The sequence below is a fragment of the Bradyrhizobium sp. LA6.1 genome (genome assembly GCF_040547805.1).
Classification (GTDB): domain Bacteria; phylum Pseudomonadota; class Alphaproteobacteria; order Rhizobiales; family Xanthobacteraceae; genus Bradyrhizobium; species Bradyrhizobium barranii.
Genome location: NZ_JBEPQK010000010.1, coordinates 133,631 through 155,708, shown reverse-complemented (window position 1 = coordinate 155,708; position 22,078 = coordinate 133,631). Strand labels below are relative to the sequence as shown.

Below are 22,078 nucleotides of genomic sequence, written 5' to 3'. Positions count from 1 at the left end.
CCCGGCTGTCGCCCGAGGCCATCCTTCGAGACGCCCGCCTTTGGCGGGCTCCTCAGGATGAGGTCTCGTATCGTGGCAAAGTCTTAGACCCTCATGCTGAGGAGCCGCTAGCGGCGGACGTCTCGCCCCATGAAGGCCGGGCGCTTTCACAGCCTCCAATTCTGGCGCTCACACCGCCGGCCGTGCCGCCAGCCGGTCGCGCACCTCGGCTGCGATTTCGAACGAGCGCAGCCGCGCGGCGTGGTCGTAGATCTGGCCCGTCGTCATCAGCTCGTCCGCGCCGGTCTCGGCGATCAGCGCCTTCAGCTTCTCCTCGACAGTTTCGGGCGAGCCGACGGCGGAGCAGGACAGCGACTGGCCAACCATGGCCTTCTCGGCCGGTGACCACAGCGCGTCCATGTCGTCGACCGGCGGCGGCAGCGGGCCGGGCGTGCCGCGGCGCAGATTGATGAACTGCTGTTGGAGGGAGGAGAACATCCTCTGCGCCTCCGCGTCGCTCTCGGCGGCGAACACGTTGACGCCGACCATCGCATAGGGCTTGTCGAGCTGCGCCGACGGCTCGAAGCGCGCCCGATATTCGCGCAGCGCCGGCATCATCATTTGAGGCGCGAGGTGCGAGGCGAACGCGAATGGCAGCCCGAGCATCGCGGCAAGCTGCGCGCCAAAGGTGCTCGATCCCAGGATCCAGAGCGGCACTTTCGTCCCAAAGCCGGGCACGGCGCGGATCGACTGGTTCGGCTGGACATCACCGAGCAGCGCCTGCAACTCCAGCACGTCGTGCGGAAAGTTTTCGGAGCTCGTGGCGAGGTCGCGCCGCAATGCCCGCGCGGTGAACTGATCGGTGCCCGGCGCGCGGCCGAGCCCGAGATCGATCCGCCCGGGATAGAGCGACTCCAGCGTGCCGAACTGCTCGGCGATGACCAGCGGCGAATGGTTCGGCAGCATGATCCCGCCGGACCCGACCCGGATCGTCCTAGTCCCGCCCGCGACATGCCCGATCACCACCGACGTCGCCGCGCTCGCGATGCCCGTCATGTTGTGATGCTCGGCGAGCCAGAACCGCTTGTAGCCCCAGGTCTCGGCATGCTGGGCGAGGTCGAGCGAGTTGCGGAACGCCTGCGCCGCATCGCCACCTCTTCGGATGGGAGCGAGGTCGAGCACGGAGAAGGGGATCATGTTTGGCGTACCGGGTGGGAGTGCGATGTGCGCTGCGGCCTCACATGTAGTGGCTTATTATGGAAATGTTAGCGCGGCCGTAGCGCGCAAATGCAATCCAAATCTGCTGTGCTAACGTCAGAGACGATGTAGCGGGCCAGGATTCACCTTTTGCTTCTCAAGAGCGAAATCGTCCTCCGTTTACTAGTTTTGGCTCCATCTCGTGAATTGTTCTGCCGTTCCTATTCCACGTCTCTGGCGTCGAGGGACGAACCTCCATGATTGTCGGTTCGGTCGAGATGTGGCCGGCACTTTTCCCGTTGGCGGCAGCTACAGCAAGCCGCGCTTGTGCTGGATGATGATGATAACGCGAATGATGCAGTCCGATACTGACTCGCCGGGCCGCCGTGCCTTGTGCAGCATTTGCCACGTCACCTCATCGATCTGTATCTGCCATTTGCCGCTTGCCAGGCGTTGTCCGGTATCGTCGGACGGGAACTCGGCCGCAATCAGAGCGCGGCACTCGTCGGTGATTTCAATTTCCGGCATTGTTGGTCGTTCTCGCGGACGGTGTGCTCGCGTGCAGCCCTCGCCCGATCCGGAGAGATCAGCCAGTTAAATCGCGGTAACTACCGATCCAGCCGAAGCCGATGCCGATCGTCCTGACCATGGACGAGGAGCGCGACATCTGGACGCAGTCGCGGTAGGGCGCTGCGGCGCCACCAGTGGATGCCTGCTGAATATTGAGGGATGCGGCGCTGACAAGAAGGATCATTCAATGGCTTGGGTCTCGTTCGCGCAGCCGTGACGCTTGAGTCGTCGGGCTCCCGTCGTCGCCGGACATTGCCGATCCTTCACAACCTTAATGCGATTTAACGAGGTTTCCGTAAGCGGTGTGGGTAAACCGCGAGTCGCGGGGGCGTCCTCCAGACACGAGATGACGCCGTGAAGTTTGACGAACAGGAACGCACCGCGCTGACGGACGCTGGGTTTTCCGTCGCCGACAACAGCAAAGCTGCCTACGTCGAAGCCGTCGTGGTGATCGCCGCATACGACGCCGAAACCTATTGGCTGACGTTCGCCCTGCCGAATGATGCCCAGATCGTGTGCGTTGTGCCACGCGACCAGATTGCCGACGCGATCGCAACTCGTAACTACGCAGCTCGGCGGAACCCACTTCAGTGAAGCTGACCTTCCCTCATGCAAGGCTGAAGGCGCTCTGGAACGAGGCCGTCCGGCAATGGCCGGTTTCGGTGCGAGCCATGAACGGTCGAGATTCACCCGGTTTCTGGCTTGTCGGTGGCCAAGGCATCTATCTCGTGCATAACGGCGCCAGGCCTCGGGGCAGCGTGACTCTGGCCTACGCAAACGAATGCGACCCGCTCAGGGTGCCGGTCCAAAGTTGGTTGGGTATCAAGCGCGCCATCTTCGGCGATAACGATGGGAGGGAATTCATCGATCTGGTGATGATCGGCACTGCCGTCGATGCCGGCGCCGACCTCGAGGTGACCTTCGAGCCCGACGCGATGACGGTGGCTGTCGTCGAAAAAGGGACGGCGAGCATACGACTGCAATCGCTGCGCATCCGGGACAAAAATGACACCACGTCAGGACGCAGTTGTCGGGTTTGAGTCTGAATCTCGGCTAAGGACCAGACGCGGTATCTTGGCCCGCTACTCTCTCCAAGCCCTGCACATCGTCGTCCTCCCAGTCCTCCCAGTCCTCCCATTCCACGTTGTTGGTTTCGAGATAGCGGGCGACGGCTACGCCGATTGTCGGGAAGAAGTAATTCTCTCCAAGCTGCGCGAAGAGGCCAAATCTTTTCAGCTTGTCCTTCACGGGATCTTTGAGTTCGGCAAAACAAAACTCTATGCCTTGCGCGTGCAACGATCGGTCCAGTTCGGCAACCACGTCGCAGGCGGTGACGTCTACGCTCGTGACCGGCTCCGCGGCAACAACTAGCCAACGCACGGGTGTTGGCGATGTCGCTACGGCATCCAGGACGCGTTCCCTGAAGAATTCGGCGTTGGCAAAAAACAGAGGTGCATCCCAGCGAAACAGGACCAGCCCGGGGACCCGGCGCGCATCCGGATATCGTGTGATGTCGTGATAGCCTTTGACGCCGTAGGCGCGCCCCAATACGGCGGAGTGTGGGCGCCAACCGTCCCACAGGAACTCGATGATAGCGATTGCGATCGCAAGACCAATTCCTGGAATGACTCCGAGCACTGCTACACCGACAAAGCAGACGATGGCCAGCCAGAATTCCCACCGTTGAATGCGATAGATTCGTTTGAGGTCGGCAACTTCAATCAAGCCAATCGCCGATGCGATAACGACGGCGGCTAATGCGGCGGTGGGTAAATGTTGGAGCAGGCTCGGCGCGACCAGGAGGAGCAACGCGATGGCAAGCGCGCCTACGACGCTGGTGAGTTGAGTGCGGGCACCGGCGGCTTCCGCAACGGGTGTCCGTGAACTACTGCTGCTGATCGGGAAGCCCTGGAAAAATCCCGTCGCCAGATTGGCGGCACCGAGCCCGACCATCTCTTGGTTGGGATCGACCCGAGACCCCAATCGCGCAGCATAGGCACGTGAAAGTACGCTCGTATCGGCAAACGAAACCATCGCTACTGCACAACCGCCGATCAGCACCGGCACGAGGTCGCTGGAGGTGATCCATGGGACAACGAAACCCGGCAGGCCCTGGGGAAGGGGGCCCAGCACCTTGACGCCGTATTGCGTCCCGAGATCAAGCACCCCGACGACGAGCGTAGCCCCAACGACCGCAATCAGAAGGCCCGGTACCCGCTTGTTGTTCCTGAGAAGCAGGATCACGATCAACGTGGCGAGGCCAATCGCGAACGCGACCCAGTTTATCTGCCCCCCAAGGATCGCGCTGACAATCGCCCACAGGCTTCGCAGTGGCCCCTCGCTCTCGATGGAAAAGCCGAAGAGCTTGGGCAGCTGGCTGATCAATACGGTCAGGGCAATTCCGTTCATATACCCGTAGCGTATCGGCTTCGAGAGAAGCTCGGTGATAAAGCCAAGGCGCGCGACGCCTGCCAGGATACAGACCGTCCCTGAGACAATCGCCATCATGCCCGCGAGTGTCACGGCCCGCAGGGGATCGCCCTGAGCCAAGGGAGCGATGACTCCAAGGAGTATTGCCGCCAGCGCCGAGTCCGGGCCAAGGACGAGAATGCGGCTTGGGCCGAACAGCGCGTAGGCCAGCAGCGGCACGATCGTTGCGTACAAACCGTAGATGCCCGGCAGGCCCGATGCAGCTGCATAGGCAATGCCGACCGGGACCAGCATTGTCGCCAGGACGATGCCGGCGAAGATATCGTGCGGAAGCCATGCTGCTTCATATTGACGGAGAGTGTCGAGTCCGGGCAACCAGCGCTTCATTGATGGTTTCTCCCAGCCCGCATTGAGCAAGTTTGCCCCGCATGATGTGTTGGACCGATCAGGCTATTACGCCCGCAGCAGGCTGAACAGTGGCCCGGCGCTATGGCCGAAGCAGCACAGCGGGCCATGGGTGCCAGCCGGCACCAAGTCTTCCCTGCGCCCTCTTCACGGACGAGGGGGAAGGACCAAAACCGAACTCGGGCGTTCCATGCCGCGAGAATGGCGTTCGTTCGCGGCTGTTTGAGTGGCCTGTGCCTCCGTTCACAACCCTGTTATTGCGACCTGGTGCGCCCGTTGTCTCAACTGGGCGTTTTGCGCCTGTTGTTGTACCCTTGGTGAAACTGCTGCTGGGGTCGCGAGGAGGAACTGACATGACCATGGTCGTACTCAACCGACGCTATCTCCTCGCCGCCGGCGGCTCGGTCCTGGCGGCCGGGGTGTCCGGGCTCCTGTTGCCGGCCCGTGCCGAAGGCCTCGCACCGACCGAGTCGATGTCGGGTGGCGCGAACAACTACCGCAAGGGCGCGGCGATCGTGGACCGGATCGGCAAGGGCGGCTTCTGGATGAGCGGCACCGTTCGCCGCGCAGGCGACGGGGCTCCACTTGCCGGGCAGCGCATCCAGATCTGGGCGCACACGACCGAAGGGCAGGAGCACGAACCGCAAAGTCATGGCGCCACGCTCACCGACAAGGACGGCAAGTTCCGGCTCGAGATGCCGCAGATCATTCCGATCTTCGGCCAGCCGCATGGTCACCTCGCCTATGACAGCGGTGAGTTCAAGACCGTCTTTCTGCGGCCGGTGATGCGGAGCGCGAAGGAGACGAGCCTGGAAGCGCACTTCGTCCTGCAGACGGCCTGACCGGGTTGCGAATGAAGGGGTGGAGACTGGCCCGGGTGATCCTGATCTGGGTTGCCCTTGCTTCGGCCATTGGCGTGCCGATCGTCGCGGCAGCGGGAAGCGAGCAGCTCGCATGGCGCGGTCCGCTCTACGTCGTGGCCGGGTTTGCGGGAATTGTTGCCCTCGGCCTCGTGCTCGTTCAGCCCCTGCTGATCGGCGGATATCTGCCGGGATTCCCGGCTTATCGCGGACGGCGTGCGCATCACTGGATCGGCGGTACGCTGGTCGCAGCGATCGTGATCCATGTCGTTGGCCTCTGGATCACCAGTCCGCCCGACATGATCGACGCGCTGACCTTCTCATCGCCGACGCCGTTCTCTCCCTTTGGCGTGACCGCGATGTGGGCCATCTTCGCGGTCGCGCTCTTGGCCGCCCTGCGTCGGCGATTGGGACTGCGACCACGAACCTGGCGCTTCATTCACATGCCGCTGGCGATCGTCATCGTCGCAGGCAGCGTGGTCCATTGCCTGCTGATCGAGGGGACGATGGAGACGATCTCTAAGGCGGCACTCTGCGCGCTCGTCCTCGCGGCAACCGTAAAAGTCATGATCGACCTGCAGGTGTGGCGAAAGCGAAGGACCTTGCGCGGCGAGAGCACTGCGCCGCAGTGACATGGCCGCGCGTAGCGCATAGTAGAGCGAAGCGAAACCCATCGCACTTTGTCTGCGCGGAAGCATGATGGGTTTCGCAAGCGCTCTACCATCCTACGAAACTTTTGCTGACCGCCTTGTTCAAACACGTTCGGCGTCGTCAGCGCCGATCTCCGCTCCGCTTGCCGCAGATTGCGACGGGGCGTATCCTAGCGCGATGGTTGTCAGTGCCCCCGAGCTGAAAGCGTTCCTGCTCGCGACGCCGTTCTTCGGCGGTCTTCCGGACCCGAGCCTCGACCTGCTGATTTCGATGCTGGTCGAGTGCCGCTTCGATGCCGGCGCGACCGTCGTGGCGGAAGGCGATCCGGGACGCTCGATGTTCATCGTCAAATCCGGGCGGCTGGCGGTGAGCAAGCAGGCGAACTCGGGGAACATCATCCCGATTTCCGTTCTGGAGGCTGGCGATTTCTTCGGTGAAATGACGCTGATTGAAATGCAGAATCGCTCCGCCACGGTGGTCGCGGAGAGTCCAACGGTGCTGTACGAGCTGACGGCGCAAAAGCTCTACGCTTGCTACAAGGCCGATATCCACGCCTATGTGATCGTCCTGCAGAACGTCAATCGAGAGCTATGCCGGCGGCTGCGCCGTGCCGACGATCGCCTCACCGGACACCAGGCGGACGAAGACGAAACCCCCGCGAGATGACTGTGCTTCTCTGCGCCGCCGCAAGTTCGCTCCGCGGCTGACGGTCCCGGATTACGCTCGCGCTCCATCCGGGCCACGCCACTTCGCGTGGGACGTTCAGCCCACCGGTCCCGGGATCCAATCGTCCCCTGAAAGTGGGATCACTCTTACGCCAACAATGACTCCGAGTTCCAGGCTTGGATCGAAATGGCGCATCGTCCGCTCGTTGAGGTCGATGATGCGGCCAGGCCTTAATGGCCCCACGTCATTTATCTTGACGATGACCTTCTTGCCGACGGCCTCGACGAGCGCATATTTCGGCCTCGCGCCAAATTGGACCCCACCAAATTTCCCGCGCAAATTCGTCTTGATGGCAGCCGCCCAGACAGAGGGATCATAGCGCTCGCCGGAGGCTGTGTTCGGACCGCCCTCTTCCTTGCCGGGCTTGAACGGATTGTACATGGATGCGGCGCCAACGATCGCCTCCCCGGAGGCGGCATCGACGACGGCGCTTGAGTGAACTTCACACGCTTCACTTCGATCAACGGGAACAGAAACGGCAAGCGCAACCAGGGCGCCGCAAATTGCGGCGCTCGAGCGGAACAGCATTATAACTCCTGTGATTTTTTCGATCGTCCGGTTCCGACACCGCAAGCATGGTCAAGCGAACGCGGAAGCGTTCACGAACTTGCACCAGTGCTTTGCGGATTCGAGCCAACCCCTGGCTACGGAACCGATGTGCGAACCAGAGCGGTGCGCACGCAGTGTTTTAGGTTGTCCCCGACTAAGACAGAGAATGCGTCAGCAGCATGACCTGATGGAACCTGCGGTGAGTGACAAATGCGATGTCGCCACAAGCCGACACGCTCGCGCTAATTGATGCGTCGGGCAAAACACCCGCCGCTCGCAGAAACTCGTCAATCCTCTTCAGTAAAAATATTCCACTTTACCGAAATTCGGAATTGCGGCATTCTCTCCGCCGTCCCGGCCCGAGAAGAGGGGCGATCGTACGTCGTCACGAACGTGGGCCGGGGTGCGGTGGACGCGGCAGTGCCGGGCACGCGAAGGCAGGACCAGGGCGAGATGAACCTCGTGAGGGCCTTGACTGCGTGCGGGACGGACGGCGCCTGTGTCCGGCGAAGCCCTTGGGTGGAGCTGGATGGCTGCGTACGGCGAAAACGCGTGGTCCTGACCGTCGTTGCTACGGTTAGCCTTGCGGAGATGGATCGGGACTCTACCGGGTTTCGAGGCATCGCCAATTCGCGAGGTGACGGAGGCCAGAAGGAACTCGGCTCCGGGGAGAGCGCGCATAAGCCGTCAGACCATCGCGCAGGGAAGGCCGGGTGTTTTTCCGGCCCACCTGTTTCCCGCCTGCGCATTTGCGTGTGCAAATTCCTGGCGCAGCGGATCATGGGTGTCAGCCGGCACCCGGCCTTCCCTGCGCCCTCTTCACGGAAGAGGACGAAAGAGGAGAGCAAAACTCGGGCGTTTCATGCCGCGAGAATGCCGCTTCATGCGTGAATTGAGAATGGTGTTGCCCGATGGGATTGATCGAGACGCGGGGTGCGTGTCGCTCAAAATCCACATGGGTTCGGAATCGCCAGCTTAGGTGCCTCAAACGGTCGCATCCGCGGACGCGATATCTTTGCGATGGCCTGACCAGGTTCCATAGTGTCAGCGATGATTTGCAACCGAGGGGCGGGGTATCAAATGACAGCGCGTAAATGTTTCATCGTGGCCGCGGGATTGATGACGGCGAGCGCCGCCCATGCCGAGGACGTTCCCTCCAACGCCGAACTGTTTCGCATGCTGAAAGCGCAGCAGCAGACCATCTCCGAGTTGCGTGCCGAATTGAAGGAGGCCAAACAGGAGCGGCGCACGGTCACTCCGCGAGAGGCGACTGCACCGGCAGCCAAGCCAGCCGGACGCGACGCCGCGAGGGAGACGGTTGCGGTAGCACCGCCCGCGCAGGCTTATGCGATGTACAACAAGGGACCCGCAGTCGCGCCGGCGCGCACCGGCGGTGCCTATGTCGGTGTGTTCGGTGGCGGCGGCAGTCGCGGCGGCACTGACGTCAGCCAGCTCGGCACCGTCTTTTTCGTTGAGGCCGTCGGGGGCCCCTTGGCTGTCGACGCCACAGGGCGGACCAGCAGCGGCGGCGTCGGGTTCGGTGGCGCGCATCTCGGTTATGAATGGTCGTATGGTACGTATCTGCGGCCCGCTTTGGAGATCGAAGGTTTCTATCTGGCAGGTAACCAGCCGCGTGCGACGTTGGTGACCCCCACAGACCGATTTGCAGAGCACTCCTTCGACACGACTTTCCCGACGCGCACCACGGTGCTGCTGGCGAACATGGTTGTCGGCTTCAACACGCCCTATCAAGGCATCACGCCCTATATCGGTGGCGGGATCGGGGCCGCGAACGTCTCCATCAACGGCGCCACGTCCACACAGACCGACCCGGCCGAGCCTGGCATCAACCACTTCAACGCGCGTCCGGACTCCTCAGCCTGGACCTTTGCGGCACAGGCCAAGGCCGGTGCGCGCTTCGCTCTCGGCAACAGCGGCGCTTACCTGTTCGGCGAGTACCGCTATCTGTACGTCGGCGATGTGAATCAGGTTTTCGGCTCCACCGTGAATCCCGCTCATGCTGCGACCAGCCCGTGGACGGCCAGCTTCGGCGGCACATCGCACCATCTCGCAGCCGGCGGCATCGGCTTCGGCTTCTAGCTGAGCTCGATCACTGCGAGAATCGGAGGGGGCGGACGACACGTCCGGCCCCTCCCAAGAGGCAACCGGGCAACGGAAGAAGGCGATTTTCTGAGGAAACTGGTGCTGCCAGACAGGATTGAACTGTGGCGGAATGGCCCATTCTCACTGAAATCGCTGAGGTTTTTCGCCTCGCCGGAGGCCGTTGTGTATCAGCGACGTGGGCCGTTGTCACGCCCCTCCGAGCTGCTTCCAATTCATGTTCACAAGACGAAGAGATGATTGCGGCTCTGACGTAGCTCAGTAGACTGCCGCTTTCCCTTGCAACCTTAGATGATTGCCGCCGATGAGCAAGCGCTACGAAAAAATCCCGAAGAAGCAAAAGGGGGCGTGGGTCGTCCATCACGCGCAGAAGACCGCAGCGACGCAGAATGCGTCGGCCGAGTTTCCGGCCATTGACGCGGCAGGTAAGGCATCATCCCTCCTGTCAAGGTTTGCCGCCAACGACGAGCTGCACATACCGAAGAAGCGCGTTGACGCGTTTGCACAAGCAGCAGGATTGAACCCTAAAACGGAGCTTGCCTCGCTGCTCGACATGCTCAAACGCAGGCGCGTGATTGACACGTCGCAGAATGGCGATGTTGTTGCTCTGGGCCTCACCACCGTGGCGACGGTGCAGCATGCCTGCGACATCTTCGAGGAACAGGACCCCACGGCGGAGGAGAGAGCTTCGATTGTCATCGCAGACGCGGCTTCAGCTTCGCCTGTCATGCGCAAGGAGAGCATCGAGGCCATTTCAGACGAGTTCGCTCTGCCGACCCAGCGCGTGGGCGAGTTGCTTGATCGCTCAGAGCTGGTTGGGTTTGTTGATGCGGAAGCGGTCGATGGAAGCAGGCTCTACTTCAACGGTAACCTCTTCCGACGCGACAACTTGACTAAGGTCAGCCGGGTGCTTGCTTCTCTGTCGTCAGCCGACCATGTGAAGGTGGCGGAACTCGATAGTATCCTTCAAGCCAAAGGCTGCGTCTCTGTGTCTGCAGCAGAGAGGCTCCTTGGAACGGTGCTGTTCGATAAGCTCAAGGCCGCGGGCATGTATGACGTGAACCACGTCATGAATGCTTCCGGTGAACATGGCTTTGTCACCCGGCCCGCGGCATTTCACAAGTTCAATGACCCTATGGTCGATGACGCGTTTGATCTGGCTAAGGCGTTGGTCGCCGCGCTAACCTACGGTATGACGCTGCGGTCACAGGGGACGGGTCGAATTGGCTCCGTGGAAGTTCTACTCCGGTCCCTCATCTCGGGTCGCGAAATCGGCCCAGCAACGGCCATCGGCGAGGATTACCGGGTGTTGGAGACGAAGGGCGTTATCCAGACGCGCCCCGGACCTCAGTACGGACATCTAATGAAGTTGCTGAAGAAGGACATTGGTGAGATGGCGCTCGCGGTTTTGACCACAGGCGAGGCGGCATCGTTGGCTGCGGTAGATAGGCCATTTGAGGGGAATATGTCGGGTTACGTCGGGCCGGAGCAATCGCGCGACCATTTCCGTCGAAAGCGCCAGACACCCGAGAGCAAGAAGTTGACGCGGGACGTTCTCTCCGCACTGCGCACGGGAGGTACGTTCTAATGTCGGATACAAACACCGGTCGAAAAGGGTTGGAGCTGGAAGAAGTGCTCAAGGAGTACTTCTGGCAAGCAGGCTATTTCGCCGTGCGCGGAGCTCCGTATCGTCTCGATGATGAAGATGTCACAGACGTGGATGTTTGGTTATACGAGAGGCCAGCGGCGCTTAGCCGGAGACGACTGATCGTCGATGCCAAGAACAAGACAAAGCCAAAGGCCGCTGAACGGCTCATCTGGGCGCGGGGGCTGCAATCAGCGCTCAATGTGGACGGAGCGATAGTCGCCAGCACCGACAAGCGACCAAGCTCACACAGGCTGGCGAAATCCGTTGGCGTGACGCTGCTCGATGGCGGCGCGATTAGTAAGCTCGTCAGCGCCCCAAAGCTGAGGCTGGGCGACCAGTACTCCTCTGAAGACTACGACAGTTTCTTCAAGGCCGTCGATACTGCGAGGAGGAATGCTGAGTGGAGATCGGCGATGCTTGCCGCTCGTTCACTGCTGCTTACGAACTTCGGCATCCATTCCGCTAACATGGCGTTGAGCGTCGCAGGCTTCTTTGGGGAGCAAGCGGTTCAAGCTGCGCCGAAGTCGGAGCCGGCCCAGGTTGCCCTAAGAGGCTTCTATTCAGCTTGCGCCTACGCGGCCATCGGGCTCGATTTCGTGTTGGCTGATCTTGCATTCCAGTCGCACGAGGAGCGTCGTGCGGCGCTTATCAGCGGTGTGCGTTACGGACACACAAACCTTCGTGAGGCATTGGCGTCTGTCCGGACGGCCGTTGGCCTCGTGCGACAGCACGTCTCTAATGGGAACAGCATTGCTGCGCAGGTAGAGCGCGGCTTCGACCAGCAGGCTGGCCGTGTTCCTGCTGAGATTATCGCTGACTATGTGGCGCGGCTATCGGCCACGGATGGTCTTTTCATAGTGGCTCGCGAGCTGGAAAGAAATGCGTTCAAGGTGGACATCACGCATTTTGACGCGTTGAGCGTCGAGGCGCGATCTCTCCTTGGCGTCATCTTGGATTTCCACACCATCTCACGTGAGAAGATCGCTAACGCCGCTCGGGGCTCCTTTGCAAATCCGACACCGGCCGTGGCGAACGAGGGCACGCTCTTCCCAGAGGACGAAATCGTCTCGACCAGAGCGGATGGGCGAATTTCCTCCGAGCCGAGCCAAAAGCATTGATCGAACCGTCGCTGCATCGCGAAGTCGCCCGTCTGACGGCAATCCCTTGTATGTCTATCGCGCTACGTTACATTGCCCATCCGCACAACCCAAGAGCAGCGTGAGGGGGACACAGGTGGACGCGACGGGGGTTCTTTTTGATGAGCGTTTCCTCGACCTGCATGCAGGCTCCATTATTTCAGACACGTCGGTTGCAATCGTCGAACTGGTAGCGAATGCTTGGGACGCCTACGCGACGACAGTCGACATCACTTGGCCAGACCAACAAGCAGGCACGTGCTTCTCGATTGTCGATAACGGAAGGGGCATGACCGCGGCTCAGTTCGACAGGCGGTGGCGCAAGATCGATTACGACAAGCTCCGCGAGGAGGGGACGCAATCAGACCCGCCGCTCGACCTCAAAGGGCACGCTCCGCGCAAAGCGTATGGGCGCAACGGTCGTGGTCGTCATGCTGGGTTTCGGTTCTCCGACCCGTACACCGTCCGCACATGGCGCGACGGGAATGAGGTGACCTATGAGGTTAAGCGTGGGACTACGCAACCCTTCGATCTGAGGGTGACAAAGACACGCTCCGATGCTGCGGGCCACGGTACAGAGATAGCCGCCACCTCCTCGCACGGTGTCATCATGTCTGCTGCTGAGGCGCGGGAGATCATCGGTACGAGGTTCCTAGCCGATCCTAGTTTCAGGGTATCGGTTGACGGGGTTCGGGTGACCTTTGAGGACGTGCCAACCATGCTCCTCACCGAAATCGATGTGCCGGTAGCGGCCTTTGGTACAGCGCATCTGATCATCATCGATGCTGCGAAAGCCGATAGGACGACGCGACAGCATGGTTTGGCATGGCGCGTTAAGTCGCGGCTTGTCGGCAACCAAAGCTGGGTCGGGTTTGACGACGAGCGCATACTCGATGGGCGCACTAGTGAAGCCAAGCGCTTTCAGATCATTGTCTCCGCGGACTTCTTAGACATTGCTGTCCTACCAGATTGGTCCGCCTTCAACCCATCGAGTGAGGCTTGGCAGGCAACGAGGACCGCTGTGCATGAAGCCGTTAAGAGGTTCCTCTCTACTTTCACTGCGGGGCGACGAAAGGAGGCTAAGGCGAGCATTCGGCAATCATTGGCACGTGAAGTAAGTAGACTGTCACCAGTCGGTCGCGACCGCTGGGGCGAGTTCGTGGACCGGGTTGTTGATGAGTGCCCTTCGATCTCGACTAACGAGGTTGAGCAGGTCGCAAACATCTTGGCCAAGCTGGAGCTATCAACTTCTCGCTATGGCCTGATCCACAAGCTGCACGAATTACCCACTGGCGACCTCGACGAACTGCATCAAATCCTCGCTGACTGGACGATCCGGACAGCTAAGATCGCGCTAGACGAAATCCAAACGCGGCTTAAGTTGATTGAAGAGTTGGACAGCAAACTGCGCAACAACGCGCTAGACGAGGTCGCTGATCTTCAGCCGCTCTTTGAGCGCTCATTGTGGGTGTTCGGTCCCGAGTTTGAGAGTATCGAGTTCACATCCAACCAAGGAATGACCGAAGTCATTCGTAAGGTGTTCGGCGCATCATCCGTTGGAAGTAGAAATCGTCCCGACTTCGTGATCGTGCCTGACGGTAGCGTGGGCCTCTACAGCCGCGACGCCTACGATGACGGGCATGAGGTCGATGGCGTCTCGCGACTTGTCATAGCTGAGATCAAGCGCGTCGGTGTCACGATTGGGATGGAGCAGAAGTCACAGGCTTGGAAGTATGTTCGTGAGCTTATGGACAAGGGGCTGTTGACCAAAACCTCAACGGTCACGTGCTTCGTCTTGGGCTCTAAGGTCGATCCAAATGAAGTTGATGACACCACCCACGGCAACAAGGTGACCGTCCGAGCTATGTCCTATGAGACCTTTGTCCGGCGGGCAGAGCGCCGCATGCTTGGCCTAAGAAGCAAGTTGCGCAATGCTCCGTTCATGCAGGGCCAGGACTTGGATGGCCAATCAGAGCAGATGCCTCTTCAGACCATGATCGACCTCGTTGAGCAGCGCTAAGCGTCCTGTTGAAAGACACTGATTGAGCTGAATGAAAACAACCATGCGAAGCGGCGTTGGCGGCCAGCAAGGATGACGGCCCCGAAAAGCTCAGGCCGTCGGGGTCAGTCGCGATACCGTCCTTGCCACCTGCACCGCCGACCATTCAGTTGAACCGCGCGGCGTGGGAATGCGCCGCACCGTGAGTGCCCTAGCGATGCCACTGAGTGAGGTTACGCCGTTGGCCTCTAGGTCTCGGATTATGTGGGCAAGGTCCGCGGCCCGCTCGTTTGCTCTCACGACTTGCGCATCGCGCCCGGCCTTCCGCGCCGCTCGTGTAAGGCGCGCACCCCTGTCACCGCCCAACTTGACACCGCGCCGCTTGGCCGCTGCGAGGGCCACTTTGGTGCGTTCTGAGATCGCTCGGCGTTCTTCGTCGGCGACCATCGCCATGATGCCAACCGTCAGCCGGTTCGCATGCGGCATGTCTGCGGCAACGAAGTCTACGCCAGCCTTCTCCAGCCCGAGCAGGAAGTGTGCGTCGCGCGACAGCCGGTCGAGTTTAGCGATGACGAGCTTGGCACCGTAGACGCGACACGTCTGTAGCGCCTTAGCGAGCTGGGGACGGTCGTCATCTCGCTTGCCGCTCTCCACTTCCGTGAACGCTTCTGCGAGTGACCAACGGCCGCCGTTGAGATAGTTGCGCACGGCCTCCTGCTGAGCCTCCAACCCGAGGCCCGATCTCCCTTGTCCCTTAGTAGAGACCCGGTAGTACGCCACGAACACACCTTCGGCCATGCCATAACATCCCAATCAACGAACGTTGACTAAGTTGTAATGGGGCCCGGAAATGTGGTCAACCCCTTCATCAGGGGCCGAGGCGGTGCCCCTTGGGCCCCGCGCGGAGCGTCGCCATGGTGCGCTCGACCTGCGCAGCGACATCAGGGCACCTCGCTTTAGCAGCAGAGCGGTCCGCTGTTCCAAGCGATATGCTGATCTGGTCCTTGTACCAGTTCGCTGGTCGCTGAGCTTTGGGCAGCTTTGCCAAGATCGCTTGAACGTCAGCTGGGATACGTTTGCGAAAGTACCAGTTGTCTGAGCCGGGGCGTTTAGTGGGGCAGGCCATTCTCAATATCATCGTGTAGCACCTGTGTGTATCAGGCGCAGCGCGAAAGCCTCAACATGTTCAGTAAGTTGCTGATGTCACACGGACATTGATGGTGCTGCCAGACAGGATTGAACTGTCGACCTCTCCATTACCAAGGGAGTGATCAAGAGAGGATTTAGTTAGAATAATCAATCTCTTAATATCGATATCGTGAAATCGGGGTGGTCTTCGGGGTGGCTCGATGCCATGACATCGCCGCTTTGACGGATTAGCCGGGAGCCTCCGCAGGAGGGATCGCGATGTCAGTCGAGAGGATGAAAGACAAACCTCATGGAAAGCCGAGAAAGCTTCCGTGGCGATACCGCGACCGCTCAGCGGGCGTCGTTCGATACTTCAAGACGCAGAAGGAAGCGCTGGAATTTCAGGAAGAGAACAACGCCAATAAACGGCGGACCGGACTAGGGCTTCCTACAACCGTCAAGGACCTACAGAAGTACACGGTCAGAGATATCATCCGGAGCTACATGCACTTCGGAGATAGGCTCATTACGGAGGACGATGCCGTATACGACGACAAAGAGGAGCTGGAGGAAGATAGTCTGCGGCCGTCGAATGTATTCCAAGTTTTGTGGAAATTTTCTCTTCGCGATATTTGCTCAATGTCCTTGTTCGAGTTCAATCGTCAGGTCGCTGATAAATATATCGGAGACCGAACCAAGGAAACTTGGAAGCCTCCGGGAAGCGCGGGAGACGGCAAGCTCGTCACTCCAAGCACGGTGCGCTGGGAAGTTAGTCACATACAGCTAGCTTGGAAGGCTGCGAAGAAGTGGCCGGGTTTAGCTCAGCTTCAAAACCCTTGGGAAGGAATTAGGATCAAAGGCTCGACGGGAGGTCGGCGAGAGCGAGGTTTGGAGGAAGATGAACTAAAGAGACTCTTAGCCGCTGCCGATAGATGCCTAGGAGAAAATCGGTACTACGTCCGTCTCGCTATCCTGCTCGCCGCACACACAGCAATGCGAAGGCAAGAAATATTCAACCTGACTTGGGACGATATCGATTTCAAGAAGCGTCGTATAACGATCAGAAAGAGCAAGACAGACCGGGCTACTGGTAATGTAGGTAAGCCTGTTAGGATCGTTTTGCCGGTCATGGCTGAATTGATGCTGCTTCAGCTATGGGCATCTCTTTATCACGACGGGCATTTGCCCGGACCTGAGAGGATGCCTTCACCCCTCGCTACTCCTGGCACTCCCCCGACTGGAAAGATTTTCCCCAAGACTAAGGATGCCGTCAGTCAGTCGATCAAGGATGCTGCAATTCGTGCGGGCGTAGAGGATTTTCAGTTTTCAAAAGATCTGCGTCGTACAGCAAACACGATGTTCATTCAGGCCAAACTTACTTTGGAAGAGCGAAAGCTTATGCGTCGGGAAACCGACAAAGGCATGGATGCCGTCTACATCGGCCGTGAAACCTTACTCAAAGATATTCAGGACAAGCTAGACAAGCATTTCCTCGGACAGACGGAGCTAGAGGCGTTCAACGAACGAAAGACACGTTGGTTGAATTACGTCGAGAGAGGATTGAAGGATGGCTTGCAACAGGATGAAGCCATTCAAGTGGCGAATGCTCTGTTTACGGATTGGGAGAGCGACTTGCTAGCATCAGTATCAAGCCGCCAAGCTGAGGAAGGGTTGTCAGAAGCAGCAGCCGAAGCATAGCGAAGTCATCGGCGGTTGGACTAAATCGGCTCGCGGTGACCCAAGAGACGAGCTTTGCAGCCGATGTTACTTGAGGGTCCGCTGTCGCAGAAACCTTCTCTCTAGCCTCCATGAGGTTTTGTATAACTTGCTGCTCATCTTTCTCAAGCTGTCGGCATTTGTCGCCACGCCTTATGCATTCGGAAGCCCTTGAAGTCGAGACAATGTCGAGTCTCCGCTGTGCGTCAGAGACGGCTGGAGTAACCCTTTCCGCTCTTGCTGTCGTGATTTCATGAAGGTTGAGAGTGGCGAAGCCTAAGCCGTTGATAACGGCGAAGGCGAAGAGCAACACGCACACCACAGAACCGAAGATAAATCCTCCCCAATTACGCTCCCGCCATAGGTTGGCGGTCTGGGCAGGCAGATAGAACATGATGGATTCAGCGATGAAGCCAAGCCCGCAGAGCAGAAGCTTATCGATATCGCTTGAGCCTCGGCTGTAGGCAAACCATCCATTGATGCCTATTCCAACGAATCCCAGGGAATAGGCGAGAATAATCAGTTGGATATTTTTTCGCTGTCGGGGCGGCTTAACGATCTCTGCTTCTAAGATCGGTAGCGGCGCAGGAATTGGATGTTGTTGAAGCGTGAGCACACTAATGGTGTTTGTATCGCCATTGCGGCTCTCAGGTCCGGACAACTCCGGTTTTGATATCTTGTCTCGATACTCTTGTTCTTGCCTTCTGAGGGTATTCTGTCTCTGTCTCCTAGCAGTTCTCATTGGCTTTCCTTTCCACGACAAAAAACCTCCCGAAGGAGGTTCTCTGCGGTGGAAACGAAGCATGGCCTAGGATGAAGTGAACTAGAATACGGTAGGTACTCTACCTTAGATTGATATTACTATAATATGCTACTAAACATCGTAAGTCAAATCGCGTAGCACAGCGATCCCCGACTTACGGCTTTAATGATGTCTTTTGTCTGCCGTGCGGTCGCGGAGACCCAACGATGTGAGTTGCCCGGTTTGAGGAGCGAAGCAGACTTCCGCAAGCAATTCCGGCATTTCGCCTTTTGACCCATTGCAGAAGTCAATTGGGCATCTTCGAATTCTCTCAACGAGGATACACCCAGTAATCCGGTGCCGTTCGTCCTGCCAATTCCCTCCAATGCGGCGGAACCTGTCTTAGGGTAGTTGTTCTATCATGAGGAGGTCTAGTGCGACTCGTAATGATGCGACCGAGATCATCGAGCACTGAACGGTCACTAATGAACACTCCATGGTTCAGAGCGAACATGTCTTCTCCGAGAGCCGTGACGTCGATCACATCAACACCTTGGATTAATAATGGGCCATCTGGTGGCACGTCGCCTACCCGCGGAACGCCTCCTGCTTTCAGGCGGGAAACGATCAGAGCCTTGTCAGCAGACGATGCGTAGATTGTTATTCCTCGTGCAGCTGATTTAATAAAGTCACCAGACGAAACGAATACGTCTCTGTCTACGTCCGGCGCGCCAAGTACGAGCTCTTCTACTCCCAGCGCACCTTCGCCAAGTCTCGAATTTATCGCCGAAAGTGCGCCGACAACAATCTGACTCCCAAGACTGTGCGCGACTAGGAAGATATTTTCGATGCTTGCCTTTCGGCGCAAATCATTCAGCAGATCCAGAAGTGCGTAATGAGAGGCAAGTGCCCGTTCTCGATCGGCATCGTACAATTCAACTGAGGCCCTCGAAGGCCAACAAAACGCAATCACTTCGCCTCTAAAGTTTGTGTCGTAACCGATTTGGGCGGCTCTAAAGAGCGCATCCGAAAAAGACACATTGAAGCCATGTACAAACACGAGCGCGCTTTTTGCTGACGCCTGCGATATCTCTTCAAAGAAGTCGGATTCCTTCAACCTAGATAGTTCAGCTAAGGTAAAATGCTTGGCAGGCTCTTCCGCCTCCTTGAGGAGCCAAAGCGATTTCCATATTCGCCGCGGTCGTTCCACAGTTCCTATTCTGTGAACGGCAGGGATTGTTACCCATGCTCGACCGTAATAGAGCCAGGTCTGAAAATGATGAGTTATCTTTTCCAAATCAAGGCTCGTCCCTTCGACCGTGTCGGTCATTCGCCGATTGGTAGCGAACATGACTTTCTGAATGCCAATTACACCGGGCGGGTAGTTCAGCCGTTTTAGAATATCTCGCGCGGAAGTGTATCTGTCTTCGGAGGCGTGTTTCACCGACAGCAGCAACAAAGTCGCCCACAATAAGAGCATTGCAAGCGCTACCAGACCACTGGGTATCACTTCGAGAATATCAAAATAGCGAAGCACCCCGAAAACGGCGCCAAATGAACTGATAGCTAGGCTCACAATAGGCAGAAGCGCGCCTACTTTACTCCGAAGAGCTCGCCATTGAGAGTTAACCATCTCTTCGCTCCCACAGATATCATGGAGCAATCAGAACGAGCGGACAACCAGAAACGCACGTCCTTTCGGTCGAAAGACCGAACCGCGGCCGCGATGTTGCCTTCTGGCCCTTAGCCGACTCGCTGAGACAGGACGCTTATGTCCGCTCCCGAAGACAGACCGGAAATCCTACTGTTCTCGGGCGGATTAAAGTTATGTGGCACGACCTAATTTAATGTCGCCATCCGAATGTCGTGAAGCACCGCAAGTGTCATTTCACTCAGGTTTCCTTCTTGGCTCTTCACCATTTCCATGTAGACGCCAAGTGCATCAGGAAACTGACCGGGCAACAACGCGTCGCTCTCTTCTAAGCAATTGATGAGCACCTGGAATGCCGCAACCATTGCGGCTCCGTAAGCCACTGTCACTTCGCCGTCGGGCGAAAGCTTCTTGCTCGACATCGTTGTCTCCTCGCCTGATAGGTCAAAATTTTTGTCAGCTATTTTTTAGGTGTAGTTCATGCGCCCTTTAAGGCACCCCACCCCCCACTAGTGCCCTAGCCATTTTCCGACTTCGAGAAAGTGCGAAGGTTCTCGAAAAAATGCTGATTCAACCCAAGGAAGCGTCGGGACAAGCGCTCTCCTATGCGCTATTCTGTCCAAATCTCACAAGTTATGGACAGAAGCCGAAGCTCTGATTTCTCTGGTTTTTTCCTGTCCATATATCGAGTCCAAAAAGGAGAACGTTATGGCGATCTATGGATATGCCCGCGTATCGACGGACGGGCAGACACTCGACACACAACGCGCAAAGCTCAAGGAGGGAGGCGCACATAAGATATTCGCCGAAAAGGAGAGCGGAGCAAAGAGGGACCGAAAGGCTCTCCATGACGCTCTAAAGGCGTTGAAGGCCGGAGACGTTCTGTTGGTGACTAGGCTCGACAGACTGGCAAGATCAACACTGGACTTGTTGAACACGCTAGACGCGATCAGTAAGGCAGGGGCAGGCTTCCGTTCACTAGCTGATACCTGGGCTGATACGACCACGCCGCATGGCAAGCTGATGATTACGATCCTCGGAGGACTTGCGGAGTTCGAGCGAAGTCTAATTCTTGCTCGAACCGGGGAGGGCCGGACAAGGGCCATGGCTAGGGGCGTGAAGTTTGGTAGGAAGCCAAAGCTGAGCCCGTTCCAGATCGTAGAGGCTAAGCGGAGACGTGACGCCGGGGAGAGCCACACCGAGATTGCTAGACTGCTTGGGGTAAGTCACCAGACAATAGGTAGGCTGTAGAAGATGATTCCAATTCAACGTCTCCCAGAATTCCTAGTTTCCATATGTTTTTGTTCGTCGCAAGCCCTGCCTTAGCGGAGCTGTCAGCAAACGAGCTGATCAAGCAATTCCGCAACGGAGACGTTCGTGCGCAATTCTTTCTCAGGGGAATAAGCCGTGAGCCGAATGGAACCTGCCTACGCTGATAAAGTACTGCACTCGTAAAATGCTGGTCCACACATGGCAGTCGGCGGCAAACCTATCATCCGCGCAATTGCTTAATCCTCGTCTGGCATAGCCATGGCGAACACTCTCAGATTGGGCACAAAAAGGTCCCTCGCTCAACGCGAGCTAAAGGTACTACTCCGGTTTAACAACGCCGTCCGGCGAAAAGCCGAGATGAAGAACTTCGCCGAGAAACAGATATGTATTGAGAAAGAGAGAGAAAGCTTCCTCGGTGGTCACGTCTTTATGCACACCGGTCGAAACGCGATCAAAGAGGTTAGACAAGTTTTGCCGCAATCTTTGTCGCCGAGAAGAGCTGGTGGTTATTCCTGCAATGTAGGCATTAATGCGGTTTTGGTGCTTTGAAGCATCAAGCTTAAGCGTATTGCCATTCAGCTCAATTGTTGAATCGGTTGGTGGAAAGATTGCGTCGGCGAAGGCTTCCAATATCCGTCGGCAAGTAGCGAGAGCTTGGCTAATTCCTTCTTCGTCCTTCTCATTCAAACGATTTACCACGGCAGGAATTTTAGAAAGGACGTCACCGGCATGCAGGGCAATCAATGCATCTACGTCTTTTTTGTACCGTTCGAACGTACTCTCAGCAAGGGCAGCAAATTCCCGCTCGTAATAAACCTCCGACACGAATTTGTGCAGGAGAGCCAAAACACGCGACGTAACCCCGCTGAGAGATGATATTGAAGTTGTAGTTGCGTTCTGAGCGGTGATCACACCTTGAATGGCGATACCTGCGTATTCGCTCGAAATGTTGGGCAGGTTCATGGACGAGAGTTTTGCAGTAAGGGCTGCTATGCTTGCCTCTTGCTGGGCAAACGGCCCCCAATACCCCTGCTTCTTTTCGTAATTAATCCAACGTCCAGTCTTCGTCATATAGAGCAGCGAGATCGGATCAGAACCGTTATACCCGCTCATTTCGAAGCCAATCCACTTCAACACCTCCTCTGAACCGGCTAACCGCGCCAAGCGCGAACATTTCAAGAGAAGCTTAGTGGCTTCCAAACGGCCAAGCTCAATATCATCCAAAAGCTCGCGACTGAGCTCCAGAATATGTTCAGACTGACTCTTCCCCGCCATGCTAGTGCCCCTGCTAGTGGTGC

Annotated in this window: 22 protein-coding genes; 11 read left to right on the top strand and 11 right to left on the bottom strand. The window is 57.9% G+C overall.

Annotation, left to right across the window (positions count from 1 at the left end):
* Positions 1–168 precede the first annotated feature (168 nt).
* The 3 genes from ABIB99_RS24540 to ABIB99_RS24530 form a co-directional block, all read right to left on the bottom strand.
* Positions 169–1,176 carry an LLM class flavin-dependent oxidoreductase gene (locus ABIB99_RS24540; RefSeq protein WP_354177784.1) on the bottom strand — a complete coding sequence of 336 codons (1,008 nt, stop codon included), beginning with the start codon at positions 1,174–1,176 and terminating at the stop codon, positions 169–171.
* A gap of 309 nt (positions 1,177–1,485) precedes the next feature.
* Complete coding sequence (locus tag ABIB99_RS24535; RefSeq protein ID WP_028151408.1) at positions 1,486–1,704, bottom strand: hypothetical protein; 219 nt, start codon at positions 1,702–1,704, stop codon at positions 1,486–1,488.
* 58 nt (positions 1,705–1,762) lie between these two features.
* Positions 1,763–1,930 carry a hypothetical protein gene (locus tag ABIB99_RS24530; RefSeq protein WP_231143679.1) on the bottom strand — a complete coding sequence of 56 codons (168 nt, stop codon included), beginning with the start codon at positions 1,928–1,930 and terminating at the stop codon, positions 1,763–1,765.
* A 170-nt stretch (positions 1,931–2,100) separates the two neighbouring features.
* Between ABIB99_RS24530 and ABIB99_RS24525 the strand changes: the two genes are divergently transcribed.
* Positions 2,101–2,340 (top strand): hypothetical protein, encoded by a 240-nt coding sequence (locus ABIB99_RS24525; RefSeq protein ID WP_063985887.1) that lies wholly within the window; start codon positions 2,101–2,103, stop codon positions 2,338–2,340.
* On the top strand, positions 2,337–2,786 hold the full coding sequence (locus ABIB99_RS24520; RefSeq protein ID WP_063985886.1) for a DUF3085 domain-containing protein: 450 nt from the start codon (positions 2,337–2,339) through the stop codon (positions 2,784–2,786). Before ABIB99_RS24525 ends, ABIB99_RS24520 begins: the two co-directional genes overlap by 4 nt.
* A gap of 13 nt (positions 2,787–2,799) precedes the next feature.
* Here the strand turns inward: ABIB99_RS24520 and ABIB99_RS24515 are convergent, their stop codons facing one another.
* On the bottom strand, positions 2,800–4,563 hold the full coding sequence (locus tag ABIB99_RS24515; RefSeq protein ID WP_354177783.1) for a SulP family inorganic anion transporter: 1,764 nt from the start codon (positions 4,561–4,563) through the stop codon (positions 2,800–2,802).
* A gap of 371 nt (positions 4,564–4,934) precedes the next feature.
* On the opposite strand from ABIB99_RS24515, the gene ABIB99_RS24510 reads away from it, so the two are divergent.
* The 3 genes from ABIB99_RS24510 to ABIB99_RS24500 all read left to right on the top strand — a co-directional run bounded on the left by ABIB99_RS24510 (position 4,935) and on the right by ABIB99_RS24500 (position 6,758).
* Positions 4,935–5,423, top strand: coding sequence for a peptidase associated/transthyretin-like domain-containing protein (locus tag ABIB99_RS24510; protein ID WP_063985884.1), 489 nt, complete (start codon positions 4,935–4,937; stop codon positions 5,421–5,423).
* Positions 5,424–5,434: 11 nt separating this feature from the next.
* Complete coding sequence (locus tag ABIB99_RS24505) at positions 5,435–6,073, top strand: ferric reductase-like transmembrane domain-containing protein (RefSeq protein WP_063985883.1); 639 nt, start codon at positions 5,435–5,437, stop codon at positions 6,071–6,073.
* Positions 6,074–6,269: 196 nt separating this feature from the next.
* Entirely contained in the window at positions 6,270–6,758 is a 489-nt protein-coding gene (locus tag ABIB99_RS24500) for a Crp/Fnr family transcriptional regulator (protein ID WP_354177847.1), read from the top strand.
* Between the two features lie 96 nt (positions 6,759–6,854).
* On the opposite strand, the gene ABIB99_RS24495 is transcribed toward ABIB99_RS24500, so the two are convergent.
* Positions 6,855–7,346, bottom strand: a complete 492-nt coding sequence (locus tag ABIB99_RS24495; protein ID WP_094184040.1) for a septal ring lytic transglycosylase RlpA family protein — start codon at positions 7,344–7,346, stop codon at positions 6,855–6,857.
* A 1,101-nt stretch (positions 7,347–8,447) separates the two neighbouring features.
* On the opposite strand from ABIB99_RS24495, the gene ABIB99_RS24490 reads away from it, so the two are divergent.
* The 4 genes from ABIB99_RS24490 to ABIB99_RS24475 all read left to right on the top strand — a co-directional run bounded on the left by ABIB99_RS24490 (position 8,448) and on the right by ABIB99_RS24475 (position 14,292).
* Positions 8,448–9,467, top strand: coding sequence for an outer membrane protein (locus ABIB99_RS24490; protein WP_354177782.1), 1,020 nt, complete (start codon positions 8,448–8,450; stop codon positions 9,465–9,467).
* Between the two features lie 325 nt (positions 9,468–9,792).
* Complete coding sequence (locus ABIB99_RS24485; RefSeq protein WP_354177781.1) at positions 9,793–11,076, top strand: hypothetical protein; 1,284 nt, start codon at positions 9,793–9,795, stop codon at positions 11,074–11,076.
* Entirely contained in the window at positions 11,076–12,254 is a 1,179-nt protein-coding gene (locus ABIB99_RS24480) for a hypothetical protein (protein ID WP_354177780.1), read from the top strand. Before ABIB99_RS24485 ends, ABIB99_RS24480 begins: the two co-directional genes overlap by 1 nt.
* Positions 12,255–12,369: 115 nt before the next feature.
* Complete coding sequence (locus ABIB99_RS24475) at positions 12,370–14,292, top strand: ATP-binding protein (RefSeq protein ID WP_354177779.1); 1,923 nt, start codon at positions 12,370–12,372, stop codon at positions 14,290–14,292.
* A 90-nt stretch (positions 14,293–14,382) separates the two neighbouring features.
* On the opposite strand, the gene ABIB99_RS24470 is transcribed toward ABIB99_RS24475, so the two are convergent.
* Positions 14,383–15,069 (bottom strand): recombinase family protein, encoded by a 687-nt coding sequence (locus ABIB99_RS24470; RefSeq protein WP_354177778.1) that lies wholly within the window; start codon positions 15,067–15,069, stop codon positions 14,383–14,385.
* 70 nt (positions 15,070–15,139) lie between these two features.
* Positions 15,140–15,397 carry a DUF6538 domain-containing protein gene (locus ABIB99_RS24465; protein ID WP_354177777.1) on the bottom strand — a complete coding sequence of 86 codons (258 nt, stop codon included), beginning with the start codon at positions 15,395–15,397 and terminating at the stop codon, positions 15,140–15,142.
* 281 nt (positions 15,398–15,678) lie between these two features.
* On the opposite strand from ABIB99_RS24465, the gene ABIB99_RS24460 reads away from it, so the two are divergent.
* Complete coding sequence (locus tag ABIB99_RS24460) at positions 15,679–17,097, top strand: site-specific integrase (RefSeq protein WP_354177776.1); 1,419 nt, start codon at positions 15,679–15,681, stop codon at positions 17,095–17,097.
* Here the strand turns inward: ABIB99_RS24460 and ABIB99_RS24455 are convergent.
* The 3 genes from ABIB99_RS24455 to ABIB99_RS24445 form a co-directional block, all read right to left on the bottom strand.
* Positions 17,012–17,857 carry a hypothetical protein gene (locus ABIB99_RS24455; protein WP_354177775.1) on the bottom strand — a complete coding sequence of 282 codons (846 nt, stop codon included), beginning with the start codon at positions 17,855–17,857 and terminating at the stop codon, positions 17,012–17,014. The genes ABIB99_RS24460 and ABIB99_RS24455 overlap by 86 nt on opposite strands.
* A gap of 331 nt (positions 17,858–18,188) precedes the next feature.
* The gene (locus ABIB99_RS24450) at positions 18,189–19,490 is read right to left on the bottom strand and encodes an alpha/beta hydrolase (protein ID WP_354177774.1); all 1,302 of its coding nucleotides are present in this window, start codon (positions 19,488–19,490) and stop codon (positions 18,189–18,191) included.
* 206 nt (positions 19,491–19,696) lie between these two features.
* Positions 19,697–19,930 (bottom strand): hypothetical protein, encoded by a 234-nt coding sequence (locus ABIB99_RS24445; RefSeq protein ID WP_354177773.1) that lies wholly within the window; start codon positions 19,928–19,930, stop codon positions 19,697–19,699.
* A 286-nt stretch (positions 19,931–20,216) separates the two neighbouring features.
* On the opposite strand from ABIB99_RS24445, the gene ABIB99_RS24440 reads away from it, so the two are divergent.
* Positions 20,217–20,759 carry a recombinase family protein gene (locus tag ABIB99_RS24440; RefSeq protein WP_354177772.1) on the top strand — a complete coding sequence of 181 codons (543 nt, stop codon included), beginning with the start codon at positions 20,217–20,219 and terminating at the stop codon, positions 20,757–20,759.
* Positions 20,760–21,098: 339 nt separating this feature from the next.
* On the opposite strand, the gene ABIB99_RS24435 is transcribed toward ABIB99_RS24440, so the two are convergent.
* On the bottom strand, positions 21,099–22,055 hold the full coding sequence (locus ABIB99_RS24435; RefSeq protein ID WP_354177771.1) for an AbiTii domain-containing protein: 957 nt from the start codon (positions 22,053–22,055) through the stop codon (positions 21,099–21,101).
* Positions 22,056–22,078 lie beyond the last annotated feature (23 nt).

What these genes read in the sequence shown, in the direction of transcription:
- ABIB99_RS24490 (WP_354177782.1), top strand. Translation starts at nt 8,448, where the DNA reads ATGACAGCGCGTAAATGTTTCATCGTGGCCGCGGGATTGATGACGGCG.
- ABIB99_RS24505 (WP_063985883.1), top strand. Translation starts at nt 5,435, where the DNA reads ATGAAGGGGTGGAGACTGGCCCGGGTGATCCTGATCTGGGTTGCCCTT.
- ABIB99_RS24480 (WP_354177780.1), top strand. Translation starts at nt 11,076, where the DNA reads ATGTCGGATACAAACACCGGTCGAAAAGGGTTGGAGCTGGAAGAAGTG.
- ABIB99_RS24510 (WP_063985884.1), top strand. Translation starts at nt 4,935, where the DNA reads ATGACCATGGTCGTACTCAACCGACGCTATCTCCTCGCCGCCGGCGGC.
- ABIB99_RS24440 (WP_354177772.1), top strand. Translation starts at nt 20,217, where the DNA reads ATGGCGATCTATGGATATGCCCGCGTATCGACGGACGGGCAGACACTC.
- ABIB99_RS24445 (WP_354177773.1), bottom strand. Translation starts at nt 19,930, where the DNA reads ATGTCGAGCAAGAAGCTTTCGCCCGACGGCGAAGTGACAGTGGCTTAC.
- ABIB99_RS24465 (WP_354177777.1), bottom strand. Translation starts at nt 15,397, where the DNA reads ATGGCCTGCCCCACTAAACGCCCCGGCTCAGACAACTGGTACTTTCGC.
- ABIB99_RS24495 (WP_094184040.1), bottom strand. Translation starts at nt 7,346, where the DNA reads ATGCTGTTCCGCTCGAGCGCCGCAATTTGCGGCGCCCTGGTTGCGCTT.
- ABIB99_RS24530 (WP_231143679.1), bottom strand. Translation starts at nt 1,930, where the DNA reads ATGATCCTTCTTGTCAGCGCCGCATCCCTCAATATTCAGCAGGCATCC.
- ABIB99_RS24435 (WP_354177771.1), bottom strand. Translation starts at nt 22,055, where the DNA reads ATGGCGGGGAAGAGTCAGTCTGAACATATTCTGGAGCTCAGTCGCGAG.
- ABIB99_RS24460 (WP_354177776.1), top strand. Translation starts at nt 15,679, where the DNA reads ATGTCAGTCGAGAGGATGAAAGACAAACCTCATGGAAAGCCGAGAAAG.
- ABIB99_RS24485 (WP_354177781.1), top strand. Translation starts at nt 9,793, where the DNA reads ATGAGCAAGCGCTACGAAAAAATCCCGAAGAAGCAAAAGGGGGCGTGG.
- ABIB99_RS24535 (WP_028151408.1), bottom strand. Translation starts at nt 1,704, where the DNA reads ATGCCGGAAATTGAAATCACCGACGAGTGCCGCGCTCTGATTGCGGCC.
- ABIB99_RS24500 (WP_354177847.1), top strand. Translation starts at nt 6,270, where the DNA reads ATGGTTGTCAGTGCCCCCGAGCTGAAAGCGTTCCTGCTCGCGACGCCG.
- ABIB99_RS24455 (WP_354177775.1), bottom strand. Translation starts at nt 17,857, where the DNA reads ATGAGAACTGCTAGGAGACAGAGACAGAATACCCTCAGAAGGCAAGAA.
- ABIB99_RS24470 (WP_354177778.1), bottom strand. Translation starts at nt 15,069, where the DNA reads ATGGCCGAAGGTGTGTTCGTGGCGTACTACCGGGTCTCTACTAAGGGA.
- ABIB99_RS24540 (WP_354177784.1), bottom strand. Translation starts at nt 1,176, where the DNA reads ATGATCCCCTTCTCCGTGCTCGACCTCGCTCCCATCCGAAGAGGTGGC.
- ABIB99_RS24515 (WP_354177783.1), bottom strand. Translation starts at nt 4,563, where the DNA reads ATGAAGCGCTGGTTGCCCGGACTCGACACTCTCCGTCAATATGAAGCA.
- ABIB99_RS24450 (WP_354177774.1), bottom strand. Translation starts at nt 19,490, where the DNA reads ATGGTTAACTCTCAATGGCGAGCTCTTCGGAGTAAAGTAGGCGCGCTT.